At 70.9% G+C, this 19068-nt stretch carries 21 protein-coding genes and 1 riboswitch; of the genes, 11 read left to right on the top strand and 10 right to left on the bottom strand.

Going from position 1 to position 19068, the window contains the following annotated elements:
- Window positions 1-31: 31 nt before the first annotated feature.
- A complete protein-coding gene (locus ACFU99_RS03370) occupies window positions 32-220 on the bottom strand; it encodes a hypothetical protein (protein ID WP_384385034.1) in 189 nt (62 codons plus the stop codon).
- Window positions 221-335: 115 nt separating this feature from the next.
- Between ACFU99_RS03370 and ACFU99_RS03365 the strand changes: the two genes are divergently transcribed.
- Together ACFU99_RS03365 and ACFU99_RS03360 are read left to right on the top strand one after the other, a co-directional pair.
- A complete protein-coding gene (locus ACFU99_RS03365; protein WP_384385031.1) occupies window positions 336-1199 on the top strand; it encodes a helix-turn-helix domain-containing protein in 864 nt (287 codons plus the stop codon).
- A complete protein-coding gene (locus ACFU99_RS03360; protein WP_384385029.1) occupies window positions 1144-1356 on the top strand; it encodes a DUF397 domain-containing protein in 213 nt (70 codons plus the stop codon). Before ACFU99_RS03365 ends, ACFU99_RS03360 begins: the two co-directional genes overlap by 56 nt.
- A gap of 203 nt (window positions 1357-1559) precedes the next feature.
- Here ACFU99_RS03360 and ACFU99_RS03355 read toward each other — a convergent pair whose 3' ends face one another.
- Both ACFU99_RS03355 and ACFU99_RS03350 read right to left on the bottom strand, forming a co-directional pair.
- Entirely contained in the window at window positions 1560-2480 is a 921-nt protein-coding gene (locus ACFU99_RS03355) for a hypothetical protein (RefSeq protein ID WP_384385070.1), read from the bottom strand.
- A gap of 128 nt (window positions 2481-2608) precedes the next feature.
- Entirely contained in the window at window positions 2609-3100 is a 492-nt protein-coding gene (locus ACFU99_RS03350) for a MarR family winged helix-turn-helix transcriptional regulator (RefSeq protein WP_384385026.1), read from the bottom strand.
- Window positions 3101-3157: 57 nt separating this feature from the next.
- On the opposite strand from ACFU99_RS03350, the gene ACFU99_RS03345 reads away from it, so the two are divergent.
- The gene (locus tag ACFU99_RS03345; RefSeq protein ID WP_384385023.1) at window positions 3158-4297 is read left to right on the top strand and encodes a questin oxidase family protein; all 1140 of its coding nucleotides are present in this window, start codon (window positions 3158-3160) and stop codon (window positions 4295-4297) included.
- A gap of 83 nt (window positions 4298-4380) precedes the next feature.
- Here the strand turns inward: ACFU99_RS03345 and rocD are convergent, their stop codons facing one another.
- A complete protein-coding gene (rocD, locus tag ACFU99_RS03340; RefSeq protein ID WP_384385020.1) occupies window positions 4381-5583 on the bottom strand; it encodes an ornithine--oxo-acid transaminase in 1203 nt (400 codons plus the stop codon).
- Window positions 5584-5719: 136 nt separating this feature from the next.
- Between rocD and ACFU99_RS03335 the strand changes: the two genes are divergently transcribed.
- From ACFU99_RS03335 to ACFU99_RS03320, 4 genes are all read left to right on the top strand, one after another.
- Window positions 5720-7018 (top strand): hypothetical protein, encoded by a 1299-nt coding sequence (locus tag ACFU99_RS03335; protein WP_384385018.1) that lies wholly within the window; start codon window positions 5720-5722, stop codon window positions 7016-7018.
- 51 nt (window positions 7019-7069) lie between these two features.
- Window positions 7070-7160: riboswitch (ZMP/ZTP riboswitch) on the top strand.
- Window positions 7161-7199: 39 nt separating this feature from the next.
- Window positions 7200-8522: a serine hydroxymethyltransferase gene (gene glyA / locus ACFU99_RS03330; RefSeq protein ID WP_384385015.1), complete on the top strand. Its 1323-nt coding sequence runs from the start codon at window positions 7200-7202 to the stop codon at window positions 8520-8522.
- Window positions 8523-9291: 769 nt separating this feature from the next.
- Window positions 9292-10092 carry a squalene/phytoene synthase family protein gene (locus ACFU99_RS03325; protein WP_384385012.1) on the top strand — a complete coding sequence of 267 codons (801 nt, stop codon included), beginning with the start codon at window positions 9292-9294 and terminating at the stop codon, window positions 10090-10092.
- Between the two features lie 64 nt (window positions 10093-10156).
- Window positions 10157-11068, top strand: a complete 912-nt coding sequence (locus ACFU99_RS03320; protein ID WP_384385009.1) for a hypothetical protein — start codon at window positions 10157-10159, stop codon at window positions 11066-11068.
- A gap of 58 nt (window positions 11069-11126) precedes the next feature.
- Here ACFU99_RS03320 and ACFU99_RS03315 read toward each other — a convergent pair whose 3' ends face one another.
- The 4 genes from ACFU99_RS03315 to ACFU99_RS03300 form a co-directional block, all read right to left on the bottom strand.
- Window positions 11127-12077 carry a hypothetical protein gene (locus ACFU99_RS03315; protein ID WP_384385007.1) on the bottom strand — a complete coding sequence of 317 codons (951 nt, stop codon included), beginning with the start codon at window positions 12075-12077 and terminating at the stop codon, window positions 11127-11129.
- A gap of 189 nt (window positions 12078-12266) precedes the next feature.
- Window positions 12267-12485: a DUF397 domain-containing protein gene (locus ACFU99_RS03310; protein WP_384385004.1), complete on the bottom strand. Its 219-nt coding sequence runs from the start codon at window positions 12483-12485 to the stop codon at window positions 12267-12269.
- A gap of 53 nt (window positions 12486-12538) precedes the next feature.
- A complete protein-coding gene (locus tag ACFU99_RS03305) occupies window positions 12539-13114 on the bottom strand; it encodes an HD family hydrolase (RefSeq protein WP_384385002.1) in 576 nt (191 codons plus the stop codon).
- A gap of 85 nt (window positions 13115-13199) precedes the next feature.
- A complete protein-coding gene (locus ACFU99_RS03300; protein WP_384385068.1) occupies window positions 13200-14552 on the bottom strand; it encodes a transcriptional regulator in 1353 nt (450 codons plus the stop codon).
- A 386-nt stretch (window positions 14553-14938) separates the two neighbouring features.
- Between ACFU99_RS03300 and ACFU99_RS03295 the strand changes: the two genes are divergently transcribed.
- The 4 genes from ACFU99_RS03295 (at window position 14939) to ACFU99_RS03280 (ending at window position 17690) form a co-directional block, all read left to right on the top strand.
- The gene (locus ACFU99_RS03295; RefSeq protein ID WP_384384999.1) at window positions 14939-15304 is read left to right on the top strand and encodes an ATP-binding protein; all 366 of its coding nucleotides are present in this window, start codon (window positions 14939-14941) and stop codon (window positions 15302-15304) included.
- A complete protein-coding gene (locus ACFU99_RS03290; protein ID WP_384384996.1) occupies window positions 15301-15804 on the top strand; it encodes a hypothetical protein in 504 nt (167 codons plus the stop codon). Before ACFU99_RS03295 ends, ACFU99_RS03290 begins: the two co-directional genes overlap by 4 nt.
- Window positions 15805-15944: 140 nt before the next feature.
- The gene (gene trpS, locus ACFU99_RS03285) at window positions 15945-16958 is read left to right on the top strand and encodes a tryptophan--tRNA ligase (RefSeq protein ID WP_384384993.1); all 1014 of its coding nucleotides are present in this window, start codon (window positions 15945-15947) and stop codon (window positions 16956-16958) included.
- 147 nt (window positions 16959-17105) lie between these two features.
- A complete protein-coding gene (locus ACFU99_RS03280; RefSeq protein WP_384384992.1) occupies window positions 17106-17690 on the top strand; it encodes a 2'-5' RNA ligase family protein in 585 nt (194 codons plus the stop codon).
- Window positions 17691-17737: 47 nt separating this feature from the next.
- Here ACFU99_RS03280 and ACFU99_RS03275 read toward each other — a convergent pair whose 3' ends face one another.
- Together ACFU99_RS03275 and ACFU99_RS03270 are read right to left on the bottom strand one after the other, a co-directional pair.
- Entirely contained in the window at window positions 17738-18493 is a 756-nt protein-coding gene (locus tag ACFU99_RS03275) for a decaprenylphospho-beta-D-erythro-pentofuranosid-2-ulose 2-reductase (protein WP_384384990.1), read from the bottom strand.
- A gap of 72 nt (window positions 18494-18565) precedes the next feature.
- Window positions 18566-19068: D-arabinono-1,4-lactone oxidase (locus tag ACFU99_RS03270; RefSeq protein ID WP_384384987.1), on the bottom strand; the 503-nt coding region annotated here is incomplete at its 5' end.

The raw sequence follows: 19068 nt of genomic DNA, 5'->3' as shown, positions 1-19068 counted from the left end.
AGCCGTGCCAGCGCTGCCCGCGCGTCGCTACTCACGAGAACAGCCACTTCAGGCGGCCCAGCGCGCTCCGTACGCGCGCCATCGCGGCCCGGTCGGTGCGGTACTCGCTCGCAGGGAGCCACCACGTCGGAGCTATGCGCCACGCACCACCAGCGCGGAGCAATGCCTCAACCGCGAGGTGGTCCGGAGGCTGTGGGGTTTCGCGAACTTGCGCGGGCATGCGTCACCTTCCGTGAGTAAGCACTCTCACTTCGTACTCAAGGATGGGAGTCTGTGCGTACGCTCAACAGGGAGTGAGCTATGCCAAACGGCCCGGCATAAGGAAGTGATCTCGCATGACCGCCGAGACGGAAGATCTCGACCCCACCGCATCGGTGCTGGCCTTCTTTGGCTCAGAGGTCACACGACTCCGAGGCTCGACGTCGCAGACCGAGTTGGCCTCGGATGCAAACACAACACAGCCAGTTATCAGCAGGGTTGAGCGCGGTCGTCGGGTACCGTCGGCCGACTTGGCCGCGGATCTGGATACCGCGCTCAAGACGGATGGGCACTTCACGCGGCTCCATCCGTTGGTACTCAGGTACGCGTACCCATCGTGGTTCCTGCCGTACGTCGAACTGGAGCGTGAAGCGTTCCAAATCCGTACGTTTGAGAGCCAGGTCATCCCCGGGCTGCTCCAGACCGAAGACTACGCGCGCGCCATCTTGGCCAGCGGACGGCCCGACTGCCTGCAAGACCTCGTGGCTGCGCGCATGAGCCGTCAGGCGGTCCTGGAAGGGGAAGAGCGTCCCCGTGCGTGGTTCGTCGTCGACGAGCAAGCTCTCTGCCGCCCGGTCGGCGGTCCGGAAGCCATGCGCGATCAGCTTGCACACCTGCTCAAGGCAGCCGAAGAGCCCCGCACCGTCATCCAAGTCATTCCGCGAAGGGTCGCCACCCATCCCGGGTTGGAAGGGCCCTTCACCGTGATGGATCTCGACAAGGGGCGAAGCGTGCTCTACGTAGACGGCTTCTCCAAAGGCCGCCTGGAGGTAGACACAAAAGAGCTTGTCGGCGCGGCGCATGCCTATGATCTGCTTAGGGCCGTTGCGCTGTCCCCCGAAGAGTCCAGCGGCCTGATCAGCAGATACGTGGAGGAGCATGCGAATGACCACCGCAAGCACGCTGCCAACTCGATGGCAGAAGAGCAGCTACAGCAGTAGCAACGGTGGTAACTGTGTCGAGTGGGCACCGGCCACCGTGGCAACGCATGGCGTCGTTCCCGTCCGTGACAGCAAGGTCCCGCACGGCCCCACCCTCGCTGTCTCCCCCGACGCGTGGTCCGCGTTCGTCGCGTTCGCGGCCCGTAGCGATGTCTGAGACCTACCGGCCCCGCCCAGCAGGTATGGGCGGGGGCTTTGGCATGCCATGGCGACTCAGGCGGCGAGGTTCGTCGCGGCGTGGTCGGCGCACGCGGGCGAGCAGCCGAAACGTGCCATGAGGCGAATCGGCCAGGAGACCTTTTCGGGGGCGCTGGAAGCGCTGCTGCGGTCGTCGCCGGGGCCGGTTTCGGCGAGGGGCCTTCAGGTGAGAGGGCGCACGCCGCCGTTCTGGGAGGCGTCAGCCGAGGGGTCGGCCGGATCAGTCGGTTCGGTCGGATCGGTCGGTTCGGTCGATTCGGTCGGTTCCGCCGGTGCTTCGCCGAAGCGGGCCAAGGCCAGCGCCCCGAGGATCGCGAGGACGAAGCCCGCGATGGCGAGAGGGGTCAGGCCCGCGCGCGTACGGTCGCCGAGCCAGAGGACGCCGACCAGCGCCGGGCCTACCGTCTCGCCGATGACCATGCCGGCGGTCGCCGCCGTCACCGAGCCGCGTTGGAGGGCGGAGGTGAGGAGGAGGAACGCCGCGCCCCCGCCGACCAGCAGGGCGTACGAGGCGGGGTTGGTCAGCAGTGCCGTCGGCGTGAGGCCGTCGATGAGGCGGACCGCGACCTCCACCACGCCGAAGCCGATGCCCGATCCGAGGCCCAGGACCGCCGCGCGGGCCCGCCCCGGCAGCCGGCCGGCCAGCGCGCCGATGCCCAGTACGGCGGCCGCGACGCACAGCACGCCGACGCGCAGCGCCGTGGAGCCCGTACGGTCGCCCTCCGCGCCCGAGGCGAGGCCCAGCAGGGCGAGGCCGCCGCAGACCACGGCGACGGCCGCCCACTCGACGCCGCTGAGGCGGACGCGCAGCACCCGCGCGGCCACCACCGCCGTCACGGCGAGACTGGCGGCGAGGGCCGCGCCGACGGCGTAGATGGGCAGGGAGCGCAGGGCGACGAGTTCGAGGAGGAAGCCGAGCCCGTCGAGGCCGAGGCCCGCCACGTACCGCCACTGGCGCAGCGCGCGCAGCAGCAGCCGCGCGTCGACGCCCGAGCCGGTGCCGGGCGCGGTCGCGCGAGCGGCGACGGCCTGGAGGACGGACGCGGTGCCGAAGCAGACCGCCGAGCCGAGCGCGCAGATCATTCCTAGGAGCACGCCTCGACTCTAGGTCCCGCGCCCGGACGCCTGGCCGGGGCCCTCTGGGGCGATTCCCGGACGCCTGGCCGGGGCCCTCTGGGGCGGTTCCCCGCCGCCGTGCTGCCGACCGCGCGCTACCGCTGCACCTCGCGCACCCACGCCGTCAGCCCCGCCTGGAACCCCGCGCGCTCCTCCGGCGACAGGCCGTCCAGCGCGCGCAGCAGCGGTTCCCCGCGCCGGGCGATGAAGGCTTCGAGATGCGGGCGGTACTCCTCGGCCACGGATACCAGGACGCGGCGCCGGTTGGCCGGGTCCTCGGCGCGCTCCACGACCCCGGCCCGGCTGAGGCCGCCGACCAGTTCGCTGGCGGTGGGCAGGGAGACGTGGAGCCTGCGGGCGATCTCGCTGACGGTCAGCGGCTGCCCGGCCAGCAGTTGGGGGAGCACCGCGCCGTGGCGCGCGGTGAGCCCGTGCGCGTCCATCACCTCGCGCAGCCGCTCCGGCATGAGGTCGCGTACGGCCGCGCAGCGGTAGAAGGGCTCCAGGAGCGGTACGAGGCCGACGAGTTGGAGTTCGGCGGGCGTCGGCGGCCGGGTCGCCCGCGCGGCCTCGGGGGTGTGCGGCATACTGCAAGCATAGATGGTTCGGATTTCCAAACAGTTCGAATTTCCGAAGGGTTGCCCATGTCTGCGATCAGCTACAGCGACGCGTTGAACGAAGCCCTGGAACGCATGAACGACCTCGGATACGAGCGAGGCAAAGGCGTCGACCTCGCCAACCACGGCCCGATGGGCGCCGAGGCGCTCGCCCTGCTCGGCCGGGAGGACGAGGTGTCCCGCTGGGTGGAGCGCTACCGCCGCGCCATGGACCACCACGAACCGCCCGCCGCCCGCTTCTCCATAGACCCCGCCGACGAATCCTCCTGGCGGCCGGCGCTCGGCGCGTTCCACCGGGCCGGGGACTGGGAGGCGCTCTTCGCCCGCCAGCTCTCCGACGACCCCTGGCGCGAGGTGCTCGCGCGCTGGTGGCCCCGGCTGCTCCCCGGCCTGTTCGCCGGACTCACCCACGGCCTCATCCGCACCGCCCACGCCGTACGCGGCCTCTACGCCGCAGGCGACGCGCCGACCGCCCTCCAACTGAACGAACTGGCCCGCGGATTGGCCTACTGGGCGGCCCGCTACGCGGAACTCCCCGGCACGCCGCGGCTGCGCGGCCCGTACAGTCTCGCCGCCGCCGTCGCCGCGCTGCCGCGCCCGGCGGAGGACGGGCCGATGGGACCCGGCACCGTCCGGCGCCGCCTCGACGAGCTGGACCGGCAGCCCGCCTACGGCGAGGCTCTGGAGTGGCTGGCCCCCGAGCAGGCGCCGCGGCTGCTGAGCGAGATGACGGCGCAGTTCGCCGACGTCTACCTCGGCCACCCCGAGGTCGCCCCCGTCCCGCTGATCCACGGCGTCACCGCGCCCGCCGCCGCCCGCATCGTGCTTCCGCACCTGCCGCACGCGCTGTACGAGCCGACGCTGGCCGCGCTCTGGCAGGTGCACACGGCCTTCCTGATGTCCTTCACCACGGACCGGCGCGACGAGGGCGCCGAGGTGTGGCGGTCCGGGGCGTGGCATTCCGAGGGGGCCGAGCCGCCGCCGCTGGACGAACTGGGCGCGCGGGCCGCCGAGCACGGCGACGAGCACGTCATCAAGTTCACCGAGGCGTGCCTGCGCGAGTACGCGCTGCGCCCGGACCCCCGCTATCCGGCGGCGGCGTTCGCGGCCCAGCGCCGGATCACTCCGCTGGACGCGGGGGGAGGCATCTCGGACGTACGGCGCTGAGGCGTACGGGCCTCAGCCGGGCGGGCCGGCGCCTCCCTCACGACGAGGCGTCGGCCCACCCCTGCGCAAAAAGCTCGGGAGGCTCAGGCCAGCACCTCCACCAACTGCTCCAGCCCCCAGCCCAGATCCTCCTTGCTGATCACCAGCGGCGGGGCGATGCGGATGGTCGAGCCGTGGGTGTCCTTGACCAGGACGCCGCGGGCCATGAGCTTCTCCGAGATCTGGCGGCCGGTGCCCAGCGCCGGGTTGATGTCGACGCCCGCCCACAGCCCCCGCCCGCGCACCGCGTCGACCTTGCCGCCGCCGACGAGCAGGCCGAGTTCGCGGTGCAGGTGGTCGCCGAGTTCGGCGGCGCGCTGCTGGTACTCGCCGGTGCGCAGCATGGCGATGACTTCGAGGGCGACGGCGCAGGCCAGCGGGTTGCCGCCGAAGGTGGAGCCGTGTTCGCCGGGGCGGTACACGCCCAGGATCTCGTGCGAGGCGACCACCGCCGAGACGGGGACGACGCCGCCGCCGAGCGCCTTGCCCAGGACGTACATGTCGGGGACGACATCCTCGTGCTCGCACGCGAAGGTCTTGCCCGTGCGGCCGAGGCCGGACTGGATCTCGTCGGCGATGAACAGGACGTTCCGCGCCGCCGTCAGCTCGCGGACGCCCGCGAGATACCCCGGCGGCGGTACGAGCACGCCCGCCTCGCCCTGGATCGGCTCCAGCAGCACGGCCACGGTGTCGTCGTCGACGGCCGCCTCCAGCGCGGCCAGGTCCCCATACGGGACGATCTCGAAGCCCGGCGTGTACGGGCCGAAGTCCGCGCGGGCCTCCTCGTCGGTGGAGAAACTGACGATGGTGGTGGTGCGGCCGTGGAAGTTGTTGTCGGCGACGACGATCTTCGCCCGGCCGTCCGGCACCCCCTTCACCCGGTAGCCCCATTTGCGCGCGGTCTTCACGGCCGTCTCGACGGCCTCCGCGCCCGTGTTCATCGGCAGCACCATCTCCTTGCCGCAGAGCGCGGCGAGTCCGGTGCAGAATTCCGCGAACCGGTCGTGGTGGAACGCGCGCGAGGTGAGGGTCACCCGCTCCAGCTGGGCTTTGGCGGCGTCGAGCAACCGCCGGTTGCCGTGGCCGAAGTTGAGCGCCGAGTACCCGGCGAGCATGTCGAGATAGCGGCGGCCCTCGACGTCGGTCATCCAGGCGCCGTCGGCGGTCGCGACGACGACCGGCAAGGGGTGGTAGTTGTGCGCGCTGTGCTGCTCGGCGGCGGCGATGCTGCGTTCCGTGGAGGTCAAGGTGTGCTCCATTCGTATCGGTGCCGTCCTGTGCTCATTTGTAGCGCCGCGCGCCCGGTGAGGGGAGATCCTCCGTGAATGCGCCCGGCGCACAGGAGAAGTTGATCCGGCCTTTATGCTCCGTTAGTTTCCCCGGATGCGATCGAATTTGTTTGCGAAGCTCAGGGGGGCGTCGACCGCGCGCGAGGGCTCCGGCCGTCGCGCCGTCACGGCGCTGCTGACCGGACTCACGCTCGTCGGGGGATTCGCCGCGGCCCAGCCGGCCACGGCCGATGCCGACGCCGCTCCCGCACTGGTGAAGGAAAGCCGGGACCAGACCAAGACGTACCACCTCAACATCGACCGGAACAACGACTACCTCAGCCTCGGCAAGGCCGTCACCGAGCTGGAGAAGTCGGGGGCCGTCAAGACCGCGAGCGCGCTCAGCGTCGCCCAGTCCGCGCAGCACACCGGACGGCACGGCCTCTGCAACCCGCACCAACTCGACGGAACGCTCAAGTTCGACGGCTTCTGCTGGGACCCGAACGACGACGCGGGCAAGGACTGGACGCCCCAGGGGCTGACCGGCTCCCACGACGCGAACCGGACCGGCACCATCGACGGCAACCACCTGTACGTCGCCAGCTGGCACGGCGCGGGCGGCAACAAGGGGCACCGCGTCACCATCGCGGAGTCCGACGGTTCCAAGGTGACGTACGGGCATGTCCTCCTCGTCCGCCCGACCGGCGGGGCGCAGGGCTTCGCCCCCGTCGACGGCCGGCACGCCGACGGCGTGGTCTGGTACGGCAGCAAGCTCCTCGTCGCCAACGGCAACGAGCTTGAGGTCTACGACATGCGCCACCTGTGGAAGATGGACAGCCGCGAGGAGCGGATCGGCATGTCGGGCGGCAAGGCGTCCGCCCGCTGGCACGACTGGGCGCTGCCGATGGTCGCCCGCTACACCACCGGCCCGCGCGACGGCGCGCCCGGCGCGTGCGAGCCCGGCGGCCCCGGCACCATCTGCCTCAGCTCGCTGAGCCTGGACCGGGCGTCCAACACCCTGGTCTCCGGCGAGTTCACCAAGCACCACGGCGGCGGCCGGGTCGCCCGCTGGCCGCTGGACGAGGCGACGGCCATGCCGAAGTCCACCACCTCCGACAGCGTCGGCACCGCTCAGGCGTCCGTCTCCTACGTGTCGCCCGTCTCCGACATGCAGGGCGTCGCCTCCGACGGCTCGACGTTCTACATGGCGGGCCTGTGCCCCGGCGACGATCCGGAGAAGGACGCCCAGTTCTCGTGCCTCCAGTACGCGGCGCCGGACGGTGAGGTCCGTACGCTCACCAAGGGCCCCATCTACACGCAGAACCTGTCCTGGGACCCGAACGCCAAGCGGCTGTGGGGCCTGAACGAGCGGCCCGGTAAGACGGTCGTCTTCTCCATCAAGACGACCCGCTAGTACGCGGTCCCGTCCAGCCCGTACGTGCTTGTGCCCCGCCGGTAGAATGGCGGGGCACATCGCGACTGGCGCGCGTGGAAGAGACCACGAGGGAGCGGTGTGCGGCAACCGCCACGAGGTGCCGCCCGCCTGGGCACCCCCTGGGAGACCGACCGGAACACCGATCGCCCCGGAGGACGCCATGACCACGCCCGCGCACCCGCCCGTACCGCACTCCTCGCTGCCACACCCCTCACTCCCGCACCCCGCCCTGGTTGCCACTGATCCCGAACTCGCGGCGCTCGTCGGCGCGGAGGAGCGGCTCCAGTCCGACACCCTGCGCATGATCGCCAGTGAGAACTACGTGTCGGCGGCCGTGCTCGAAGCCACCGGCACCGTCCTTCAGAACAAGTACAGCGAGGGCTACAGCGGCAAGCGGTACTACGAGGGCCAGCAGAACATCGACCTCGTCGAGAACCTCGCGGTCGACCGCGCCAAGCGGCTCTTCGGCGTCGAACACGCCAACGTCCAGCCGTACTCGGGCTCGCCCGCGAACCTCGCCGTCTACCTCGCCTTCGCCGAGCCCGGCGACACGGTCCTCGGCATGTCGCTGCCGATGGGCGGCCACCTCACGCACGGCTGGGGCGTCTCGGCCACCGGCAAGTGGTTCAAGGGCGTGAGCTACGGCGTACGGGCCGACACCGGGCTCACCGACCTCGACGAGGTCCGCGACCTCGCCCGCAAGGAACGCCCGAAGATCATCTTCTGCGGCGGCACGGCCGTGCCCCGCACCATCGACTTCGCCGCCTTCGGGGAGATCGCCCGCGAGGTGGACGCTGTACTCGTCGCCGACATCGCCCACATCGCCGGGCTCGTCGCGGGCGGCGCGCACCCGTCCCCGGCGCCGTACGCGGACGTCATCTCGACCACCACCCACAAGACCCTGCGCGGCCCGCGCGGCGCGATGCTGATGTCCCGCACCGCCCGCGCCAAGGCCCTCGACAAGGCAGTCTTCCCCGGCCTCCAGGGCGGCCCGCACAACCACACCACCGCCGCCATCGCCGTCGCCCTGCACGAGGCGGCCCAGCCCGCCTTCCGCGACTACGCGCACGCCGTCGTCGCCAACGCCAAGGCCCTCGCCGAGGCGCTGCTCGCCCGCGGCTTCGACCTGGTCTCCGGCGGAACGGACAACCACCTCATCCTGCTCGACCTCACCTCCCGCGGCGTCCCGGGCAAGATCGCCGCCAAGGGCCTGGACCGGGCCGGGATCGTCGTGAACTACAACACCGTCCCGTACGACCCCCGCAAGCCCTTCGACCCCTCCGGCATGCGCATCGGTACCCCCTCCCTCACCTCCCGCGGCCTCACCGCCGACCACATGCCGGCCGTCGCCGAATGGATCGACCGCGGCGTGCACGCGGCCCACGCCGGCGACGAGGACACCCTCGCCACGATCCGCTCCGAGGTCGCGGAGCTGATGGCGGCCTATCCGGCCCCTGGCCTGCCGGTGGGCAACGAGGGCTGAGGACCGGGCCGGGGGCGGCAGGTCCCACTCTCGGAAGCTGCATCAGGCGGGCGGGGGCGACGGTGACCAGCTCGGGTTCCCCGGCCACCCGGCTCTGTGGATCACCGAACGCGGCGGATGCCTCCAGCCGGGTCCGGTCAACGGCCGCCTCGAAAGCCACCGGGACTCGCCGGGGGCTGCTGAAGGACCCGGCCCCCGCCCCCTGCGGCATTCGCACGTGACGCCTGCGGGCAGCATCGCCGCGTGCACACCCGCCCCCCAAGGCCCTCTGTGCTCCCGCTGCCGCCCCGGCTTCGGGGTGGCCGTGGCAGGCGGCTTCTCTGCCCGGAGTGTGCGGGCATCCGGCCATCGGGCCGGGCACGGGCAGGCAGGCGCTGAGGCAGTCCGCTGCTCGGTGACCGCCTGCCCGTCGTGAACGCGGCCGTCCCTGTGCCGCCTCGGCCGGCATCCCGGCGCGCCCCAATTCACAAGCGCTCAAGCGTGCAACGAGTGCACGCCTTCACGGGCAGAAAGGGGTATCCGGCCTGTCGTTTCCGGCGTGGACTGGGAAGTGCCGAATCGGTGCCGACGCACGGTGCGGGCGCAAATTCACCGCACCCGACCCGGGCGGGGGCTGCCACCCGGCCGACGGCGGCGGCTGCCGGAGACGGGTTCACGGGCGGCGGAAGGAGACCGGCAACCGGTCCCCTTCCGCAGCACCTGACCGGACCCGGCCGGCCGTGCCCTTTCAGTCCGACGAACCAGCAGCGACCCACCACGGGGAGAGACGATGACCGTCCTCGATGACGCCCACACCATGATCCGCACCTACAGCACCACGTGGTACGAACCGGTCATGGCGATGCCGCCCGGCCTACAGGAGGCCACCGCCTGCGCGTACCTGCTGATGCGCGGCATCGACGAGATCGAGGACCACCCCGATCTCGACGGTCCCACCAAGGCGCTGCTGCTGGAACGGGTCGCCCGGATCTGGCAGACCCGGTACACGCCGGCCGACTTCACCGCCGCCTTCCGCGGCTATGAAGCCGTCCTTCCGGAGGTCACCCTCCGGCTCGCGCAGTGGTCCGCGCTCGCACCCCCGGAGATCGGCCCCCGGGTGGTCGAGACCTTCATCGCCATGGCCGAGCGCATGGCCGACTGGGCCCGGCACGACTTCACCATCCGCACCCGGACCGACCTGGACCGCTACACCTACGCCGTGTCCGGCACCCTCGTCCTGCTCCTCTCGGACCTGTGGGCCTGGCACGACGGCACCCGGGCCGACCGCACCCACGCCATCGGCTACGGCCGCGCCCTGCAAACGGCCAACATCCTCATCGACCGGGGCGAGGACACCGGCCGCGGCGTCGACTTCTGGCCGACGGGCTGGGGAGCGGGACAGATGACCGCCTACGTCCAGCAGGATCTTGTGCCGGCCGACGCCTACCTGGCCGCCCTCCCCCCGGGCCCGGCGCGCTCGTTCTGCGCCGAGCCCCTGGCCCAAGCCCACCAGGCCCTCGCCCGACGGGGCGCGGTGACCACCGGCCATGACCTGACGCCTCCTCAGTTCTCGCTGCTCCACCGTCCGTGAGGGAATACCCGTGATGGCCTCCGGAGCCTGGGCCTTGAGGGTTCCTGAGCTCACCCTCCCGTTCGTGACTCCCCAGCATCCCGCCGCACAGGAGATCAGCGAGGCGACTGTGCGGTGGCTGCTGGACTTCGGGCTCGTCCGCGACAGCGACCACGAAGCGTACGTCCGCACGATCGGGCTGGGAGGCTGGTTTCCGCACCTCCTGCCCGAGGGCGACGCGGACAAGGTGCTGCTCGGCTCCCAGCTGACGGCCTGGTACACCATGGTCGACGACCAACTGGCCGAGCGGTACGGCAACCGGCAGGCGGACCTGGCCAAGGTCATGGGGCATCTGGTGCACTGCGAGCAGACCGCCCGCCTCCCGCAAGCCCGCCCCGGCGACGGTCCTTTGCAGCGGGCCCTGCTGGATGTGGCGCTGCGGCTTCGTGACGCGGCCACCCCTGAACAGGCGGTACGGCTGCAGTGGCATGCCGTGCAGTACTACCTGGGCATCACCACCGAAGCGGCCTACACCGCACAGCAGGCCACGCCACAGGTCGCTGACTATCTGCGCATCCGGCAGCTCACCACCTGCATGCCCCCGTTCTACGTGATGTCGGAGATCGCCCGGGGGCTGTCCACCCCGCTGGTCGTCGTCATGTTGCCCGAGGTACAGGAACTCACGGCGCTCGCCACCGACCTGACAGCCCTCGCCAACGACATCATCGGGCTTCCCCGCGACCTCCAGCGCGGTGACCCCTGGACGTACGCCCGGGTCCTGGCGCGTCAGCGGCACTGCGACCACCAGGAGACAGTCGCCATCATGGCGCAGGAGTTCGACCAGCGAACCCGGCGTTTCGTGGAACTGGCCGGCCAGCTTCGCGAGATGCCCCTGCCCGCGGTCTCCCCCTACATCACGGTCCTGCAAGACCTGATCGCAGGCCACCTTGCCTGGACCTCACGCACCCCCCGCTACACAACTGGAGGCTGGCACTGAAGGCGACCGAAGGAGACCTGGTCCGCTCGCGGGTGGCCCGGCGGGCGGACTCGGCGTGTCAGTGGGGGATTTCGTAACGGCCGGTCTCGGTGTACCAGGCGAAGTGGCCGGCCAGGCAGGCCTGGAGGGCATCGACGTACTGGGGCAGCGGCGCGGGGCCCTGGGCACGCACCTGATCGCTCAGGCGGATGAACTCATCGGTCTCCTGCCGCAGCATGTCCACGGCGGTCTCGATCGCTCGTTGCAGGGGCCAGCCGCGTTCCTGGGCCAGCGCGGTCGGCAGGCTCATCTCCGGGTCCCGCAGGCAGGTGAGGATGTCGTTGGTGTACCCGTACGCCGTCTGATGGGACTTGGTGAGCGCCGTCACGTCGGGACGGTGCCACAGCTCCGGGGAGATCTCGTAGCCGCAGCCCACCTCGATCGGGGCGGTGACGAAGCTCAGCCGCAGCCCCGCGGTGAACCGGCGGATGGCCGAGTACTCCGCCAGCGGCGGCCGTTCCCGCCGGCCCCGGTACGTGGCCTCGCAGGCTCCGCCCATGCAGTACTCGGCCATCCCGGCCAGAAACCGCGTCTGCTGAAACGGCGTCGCCACCGCGTTGAAGTCGCGGATCCATTCCTGCCAGGCCCGCTCCCACGCGGTGGCGTCCTCGGGCAGCGCCCGCTCCGGGTCGTTGACGATGGTCAGCAGGCGCAGCAGGTTGGAGGCCGCGTGCGTCGGCCGGCCGGCCGACGCGGGCTCCTCCAGGAAGATCTGGTCGTACTCACTGACCACCACGTACAGCCGGGCGAACAACAGCGTCGGCTCGAAGGCGCCGAACGGGAAACAGCGCCCGACCAGCATCCCCCACCGCGTCCGCCGGATACGGTCTTCGTGCGCCTCATCCAGCGGCAGCCCGCGCTCCACCGCCCAGCGCATCATACGTTCCTCGATCTCCTCGGCACGCGGATGGACCGACGAGGGGAACGGGCAGTACAGCTCGGGCACGGAAGGCACATCGAAATCCGTCATCACGGGCTCCCTTCGCGTCCACCGCGCGAGCCGATACTTTGCCGGGAGCAAGACCAGGCCCCAGGGACACAAACCCGTCCAGCGGTTGGAACACAACGTCCTGTACTGACCTCTGCCCCCGCCGGCGGCGCAGAAACGGCGCGCCAACAGTGAGGTGCCCCTTCACCCGGTCCGGCTGGAGTACCGGCTCTACTGGAGCTCGCCGCCGCGCACCGCGTCGATCAGTTCGCCGACCTGCGCGTAGCTCAGCAGCAGCGCCGGACCGGTCGGGTTCTTGCTGTCTCGCACCGCGACGATCCGCTGGTCCCTGTCGGCCAGGCAGAACTCGACACAGTCGGACTGGGCGCCGGATGCCGATGACTTCCACCACGTCAGGGGAAGAGTCGAGGCGTCTTCGATGTGGCTCATGATGCTTGGTCCCTTACCTTGGCGATCCGGTCCGAGGCCGCGCTCCCGGAAGATCAGCGCAAGTACACGCGCTGCCAATCGGTGGACGTCATGTCCTGGGCCGCGTCGGCGAGTTCGATCGCCGACGCGGTCTTGAGCTTCGCCCGCGTGGTGTCGATCCATTCCTGTGCGTTGCTGTAGCCCTGTTCGAGGTACTCGATCCCCTGGATCATGCATTCCAGCTTGTCCGCGTCATGAGCGACCATGACCTCCAGCGAGTCTCCGGTCTCGTACTCCTCCACGACGGCTCGGATGCCGGCGGTGACTGACGGGTGCGCGTCCGCGAGCTGGTCGGCGGTGACGTCCTCGTTCTTCGCCGCTTTCAGGTAGCGGCGGCCGATCCAGGGAATGTCGCCGACGCGTGTTTCCTGTGTGTCGTGGAACGTGCACAGCAGCGCCACCTTCGCGGGGTCCGCGCCTTCCAGCATGGCCAGAACCGAACCGATGACCGCGGTACGGAAGCTGTGCTCCGCGATCGTCTCCGGGTCCTTGACACCGACGATCCACCAGCCCGACCGCTTCGCGCGCTTCAGCGCCCCCATTTCCATGAGGTAGCTCATCGAGCCCTTGGCGTACTGCTCGTCACTCATGCGGCCGTCCTTCAGATGGATCGCGGATAGGTCGGTCGTCTCAGAACGCAATGCGCCGCATCAAGCAGAAAGACGCCTCTGGCGTTCAGGCAGCTGCCACGAGCTGCCGTGCCCGTTCGTTGAAGTCGGCGACGAGCCGGTGCGTACCGAAGGGCTTCATCCGGCGCTGAAGATCCTGCACGGCATCGACGCACCGCGAGGACTTCACCTGCCGGGAGAGCGACAGGGTGCGCACTCCGGCCGCGTGCGCGGCCTCCAGGTCGTTGCGCTGGAGGTGGGATACGGCCAGCGCCGCCTGCGACATCGCCCCCCGACGCGCTCGCTTCTGCCTCTTCGCGTGCTCGATGGACCGGCGGGCGTGGACGTCTGTCAGAGCAGCGTCGCCCAGATCCCGGAAGGTGTTCGCGTGCTCTCCGTGCAGGTAGGCCGGGTCGATGAACAGCGCCCACTCCTGTTCCCGTTCCGGCTGTACCTGCTCGAACGAGGCTTCCGACCTCGCTACGGCCCGAGCCGCCGAGCGCTTGTCCCCGAGCTTGGCGAGGGCACGGGCTTCCAGGCACCACAGGTCGGCCATGCAGGCGTTGGAGGAGCCTTTGGCCAGTCCCGCCCGTCCCGCTTGCGCCAGCCGCCGCCCCTCGGCCGGGTTGCCGAGCAGCGTGGCCTGGTCCGCCATGCCCGCGAGTACGTGCGCGCCGAGCGCCGCGTTGTGCGACTCTTCGGCAAGCCTCAGCGACTGGATGAGGTACTTCTGCGCGGTGCTGTTCTCACCATTGTCGTAGGCCATCCATCCGAGCAGATATGTCTGCTCGGCCGCCGCTTCGCACAGCGCGCGGCGCACGGTGTCGGTGTGCGTCCTGCGCAGCAGGGGGTAGACATGGGCGTTCATGTACGCGGCGAGGCTGAGCCTGCCGGACCCGCCACCTTGGAAGATGTCCATCCTCTGGAACTCACCGAACATGTTCCGTACGGCGGTGACATCCTCCAGCCGGACCCGCGGGCCCGGCTCGGGTTCTTGGTCCAGAACGCTCAGCAACCAGTCGCGGGAGGGCCCTACCCCCGCAACCGCCGCGAACGGCGCTGCTGCCAGGAATGCGCGTCGGTCCACGTCAGCTCTCCCCAAGTCGGCGACGGTCTCAACCGTAGCCGCGAACGATGCGTTGTACATGAGCAGTTCGTTGGTCCTACTGCTGTCGCCGTACCCGAGGTCGTACGTCGTGATCCGGTAGCCGAAGTGTGCCGAGAACACATCGGCGAGGATGTCCGGGATGGGAAGTCGCGGCGTATCGCCTTCAAGCCAGCGGCGGATGCCGGTCTTGTCCGGCATGACGTGCGGCTGGTTCCACTCCAGGGCCTTGGAACGTATGCGCCGCGCCAGCTCGCCGTTGGTCATCCCAGAACGTCGCAGGTACTCGGCGAGCTTGTCGTTCGGGTTCTTCATCCATGTGCCTTCCGCCATGGGAGGAATGGGAGGAGTGGTGGAAGCGACACCATTCGACACCCCCTGAGACGGTACCGCCGAAGATGGCGCGACTGTTGGCTGGACGAACGAACTGAACCGGTATGGGCGGGGAGTGCGTAGCAATGGCGAACAGCGCCGCAGGCAACAGGGTGGTCCGCAACACCCTCAACTCCGAATTCGCCGGCCCGAATTGCCAGGCCGTCTCTGCTCTCCCCGCCCGTACCCCGGGAATACCTGATGTCCGGGTACCCGCCGACGGAACGTCCACGCCTCCGGAGCCGGGAACGCGGGACGCGGCCGCGACCGTGCATGAGTGTCCGGATGAAAGGCCGCTCTGTCGACCGATCGGCCCCCCACCCCAACTCATGCTCGCCGGCACCCCGGAATCCGTGCACGCCGCCAGGGCGTACACACGCGAGTTCGTCGGCTTCCACGTGCCCGAGGCGGCGCGGGAACACCTCGACGATGTGCTGCTCGTCGTCTCCGAGCTGGTGACCAATGCCGTCCGGTACGGGACGGAACCCGGCGACTCGCTCCTCCTCGTCCTCGACGCCGAGCCCGGACGCGTACGCGTCGAGGTGCACGACACCCGGCGACGGCCGCCGCGCCGCCGGTCGGCATCAGCGGAGCGCCAGCGGGGCCACGGCCTGTTCATCGTCGACGCGCTCGCGGAGTGGGGCGTCGGGGAGCGGCCGATGGGCAAAGTCGTGTGGGCGGTCGTGCGGTGGTGACCTCGGTCGATGTGGAAGCCGGGCCCGTACCCGGTCCGGGGTTCGCCGCCGGGGTCACCGTGTCGTCCTGGCTCGACGCCTCACCGGCGGGCGACATCGCGTGGCTGCTGATCGGCCATCCGCCGCCACGCCGCCCTGTCGAGACCGCCCGGACCATTGAGGCCGGCCTGCGGGCTCTCGCGGCGGGGATGCGTTTGCTGCCCGCCGCCGAGCGGGTGCCGGATGTCGGGGACCGGCTCATGATCCGCGGTCCCGTCGTCGCGCTCGACTACGGGCACGGCGAGTACCTCTTGCGGCTGCCCGCCCCCGGTCGGGAGTGGCGTGAGCGCGTCAAACGGGGCGGCCAGGTCTGCGTCACGGTCGTACTCGACCCGCTGGGTCCCGCCACGGGGCAGGGAGACGTGGACGCCCTCTTGCGCCGGAGCGCACCGATCGGCCGGGTCCTCATAGGCTCGACGCGGGCACGTCACACACGCGATGCGGGCGGCCACGACGCGTAGGCAGGGGGAGCGCCCCCGCTCGTGCGGCGTACGGGCGGGGCGCGCGTCGGGCGGGCGAACAAGCCGCCGGCGCCGGGGAGCTTCGCGCCGGCGTGACGCCGCCGGACCGAGAACCTTCCGGTACCTGAGAGAATGGGTCCATGGCCCTCGATCGTCCCCGCGTTCTCTCCGGCATCCAGCCCACCGCAGGCTCCTTCCACCTCGGCAACTACCTCGGCGCGGTGCGCCAGTGGGTGGCGCTCCAGGAGACGCACGACGCCTTCTACATGGTTGTCGACCTGCACGCGATCACCGTGCCGCAGGACCCCGCGGAGCTGCGCGCCAATACCCGGCTCGCGGCCGCCCAGCTGCTGGCGGCGGGGCTGGACCCGGCGCGGTGCACGCTCTTCGTGCAGAGCCACGTGCCCGAGCACGCGCAGCTCGCCTGGGTGATGAACTGCGTCACGGGCTTCGGCGAGGCGTCGCGGATGACGCAGTTCAAGGACAAGTCGGCCAAGCAGGGCGCGGACCGCGCCACCGTCGGCCTCTTCACGTACCCGATCCTCCAGGTCGCGGACATCCTGCTGTACCAGGCCCACCAGGTCCCCGTCGGCGAGGACCAGCGCCAGCACATCGAGCTGACCCGCGACCTGGCCGACCGGTTCAACGCCCGCTTCGGCGAGACGTTCACGGTCCCCGCGCCGTACATCCTCAAGGAGACGGCGAAGATCTACGATCTCCAGGACCCGACGGCGAAGATGAGCAAGTCCGCCGCCAGCCCCAAGGGCCTGGTCAACCTGCTGGACGACCCGAAGGTCTCCGCGAAGAAGATCAAGAGCGCCGTCACCGACACGGACACCGTGATCCGCTTCGACGCCGAGAAGAAGCCCGGCGTCAGCAACCTCCTCACCATCCACTCCACGCTCACCGGCACCGACATTCCGGAACTGGAGCGGCGGTACGAGGGCAAGGGCTACGGTGCGCTGAAGACCGAGCTCGCGGAGATCCTCGTCGACTGGGCGACGCCGTTCCGCGAGCGCACCCAGGAATATCTGGACGACCCCGAGACGCTGGACTCGATCCTGGCCAAGGGCGCGGAGAAGGCCCGTACGGTCGCCGCGGAGACCCTGGCCCAGGCGTACGAACGGGTGGGCTTCCTGCCCGCCAAGCACTGACCCGACACTCGACGTGACACAGCAGGCACAGCCGCCCGGCCCCCGCACGGGGGCCCTACGGCCCGTGCGCGCAGGACCGTGGAACCTGGCCGCGAGGACGGCCCGGCCGCCACACTGGCATCGCAGCCGCACCGGAGGGAGAACGCAGTGGGGACCGTAACGCTCGGCGTTTCGATCGCGGTCCCGGAGCCGTACGGCAGCTTCCTCCAGAGGCGGCGCGCGAGCTTCGGGGACCCGGCCGCGCACGCCATCCCCACGCATATCACCCTGCTGCCGCCCACCGAGGTGGACGCCGCCGCGCTGCCGGAAATCGAGGAGCACCTCGCGGAGGTCGCGGCCGCCGGCCGGCCCTTCCCGATGCGGCTCAGCGGCACGGGCACCTTCCGCCCGCTGTCGCCCGTCGTCTTCGTCAACGTCGTCGAGGGCAGCTCCGCCTGCGCCTGGCTCCAGAAGCGGGTCCGGGACGCCTCCGGGCCCGTACCGCGCGAGCTCCAGTTTCCGTACCACCCGCACGTCACCGTCGCCCACGGCATCTCCGAGGAGGCCATGGATACGGCCTACGCGGAGCTGGCGGACTTCGAGGCGGCCTGGACGATCAACGGCTTCGCGCTGTACGAGCAGGGCGCGGACGCCGTCTGGCGGCTCGACCGCGAGTACCCCTTCGGGGAGGGGCGTGCCGCCTCGCTGCCCCGGCAGGCGGGGCTCTCCCGGCCGCCCGCCGCCTCGCGGTAAGGGTCCTTCACGTCGGCAGCCGCCCGCCGCTTCCCGCTGAGGATTTCTCACACCGGCAGCCGCCGGAACACCCCCCGCGGTACGTGCCGCAGCACCGCCATCACCGCCCTTAGCGAACCCGGCACCCACACGGTCTCCGCGCGCCGCCGCAGCCCGTCCTCGACCGCCTCCGCCACCGCCTCCGGGTCCGCCGCCAGCGGCGCCTCCTTCAGATGCGCCGTCATCCGGGTCCGTACGAAGCCGGGGCGGACGACCAGCACATGGACGCCGGAGCCGTGCAGCGCGTCGCCGAGGCCCTGCGCGAAGGCGTCCAGCCCCGCCTTGCTGGAGCCGTAGACGAAATTGGCGCGCCGCGCCCGCTCCCCGGCCACCGAGGAGAGCACCACCAGCGAGCCGTGCCCCTGCGCGCGCAGCGCCTTGGCGCACACCAGACCGGCGCAGACCGCGCCCGTGTAGTTGGTCTGCGCGACGCGCACGGCGGTGATCGGCTCCTCCTCGGCGCGCGCCTGGTCGCCGAGGACCCCGAAGGCGAGCAGCACCAGATCGATGTCGCCCTCGGCGAAGACCTTGCCGAGGGCCTCCTCGTGCCGCTCGGGGGCGAGGGCGTCGAAGGGGACCGTACGGACCTCCGCGCCCAGCTCGCGCAGGTGGTCCGCGGCGGCCTCCAGGGCGGGCGAGGGGCGGCCGGCCAGCCAGACCGTACGGGCGCGGCGGGCGATCAGGCGGCGGGCGGTGGCGAGGGCGATCTCGGACGTGCCGCCGAGGATCAGCAGGGACTGGGGGGAGCCGAAGGCGTCCTTCACGGGGTGCTCCAATCATGGGCGGAAACGATGCGGGGGCCGGCCTCACAACGACCGGCCTCACAGCGACCGGCCTCACAGCGACAGGCGGCGGGCCAGGTCGGATACGAACACGCCGCGCGGGTCCACCGCGGCGCGCAGCGCCCGGAACTCCGCCAGCCGCGGGTACATCGCGGCCGGCAGCTCCGGCCGCAGCCGGGAGTCCTTCGCGAGGTACACCCGGCCGCCGGCCGCCGCGACCTCCTCGTCGAGCCCGTCCAGGAACGCGCCGAGCCCCGGCAGGGCGGCCGGGATGTCCAGCGCGAGGGTCCAGCCGGGCATCGGGAAGGACAGCCATCCCGGGTCGCCCGCGCCGAACCGCTTGAGCACCGCGAGGAAGGATGGGCAGCCGCGCCGCGAGATGCGCTCCACGATGCGGCGCAGGGCGTCCTCCTGGCCGTGCCCGACGACGAACTGGTACTGAACGAAGCCGTGCGGCCCGTAGATCCGGTTCCAGTGCGGCAGGCCGTCCAGCGGGTGGAAGAACGCGGAGAGTTTCTGGAGTTCGCCGGTGCGGCGACGGGGTGCCCTGCGGTACC

The sequence above is a fragment of the Streptomyces sp. NPDC057654 genome (assembly GCF_042800135.1).
Lineage (GTDB): Bacteria > Actinomycetota > Actinomycetes > Streptomycetales > Streptomycetaceae > Streptomyces.
Note: the sequence above shows the minus strand (reverse complement) of the source record. Positions and strands in the feature narration are given on the sequence as shown.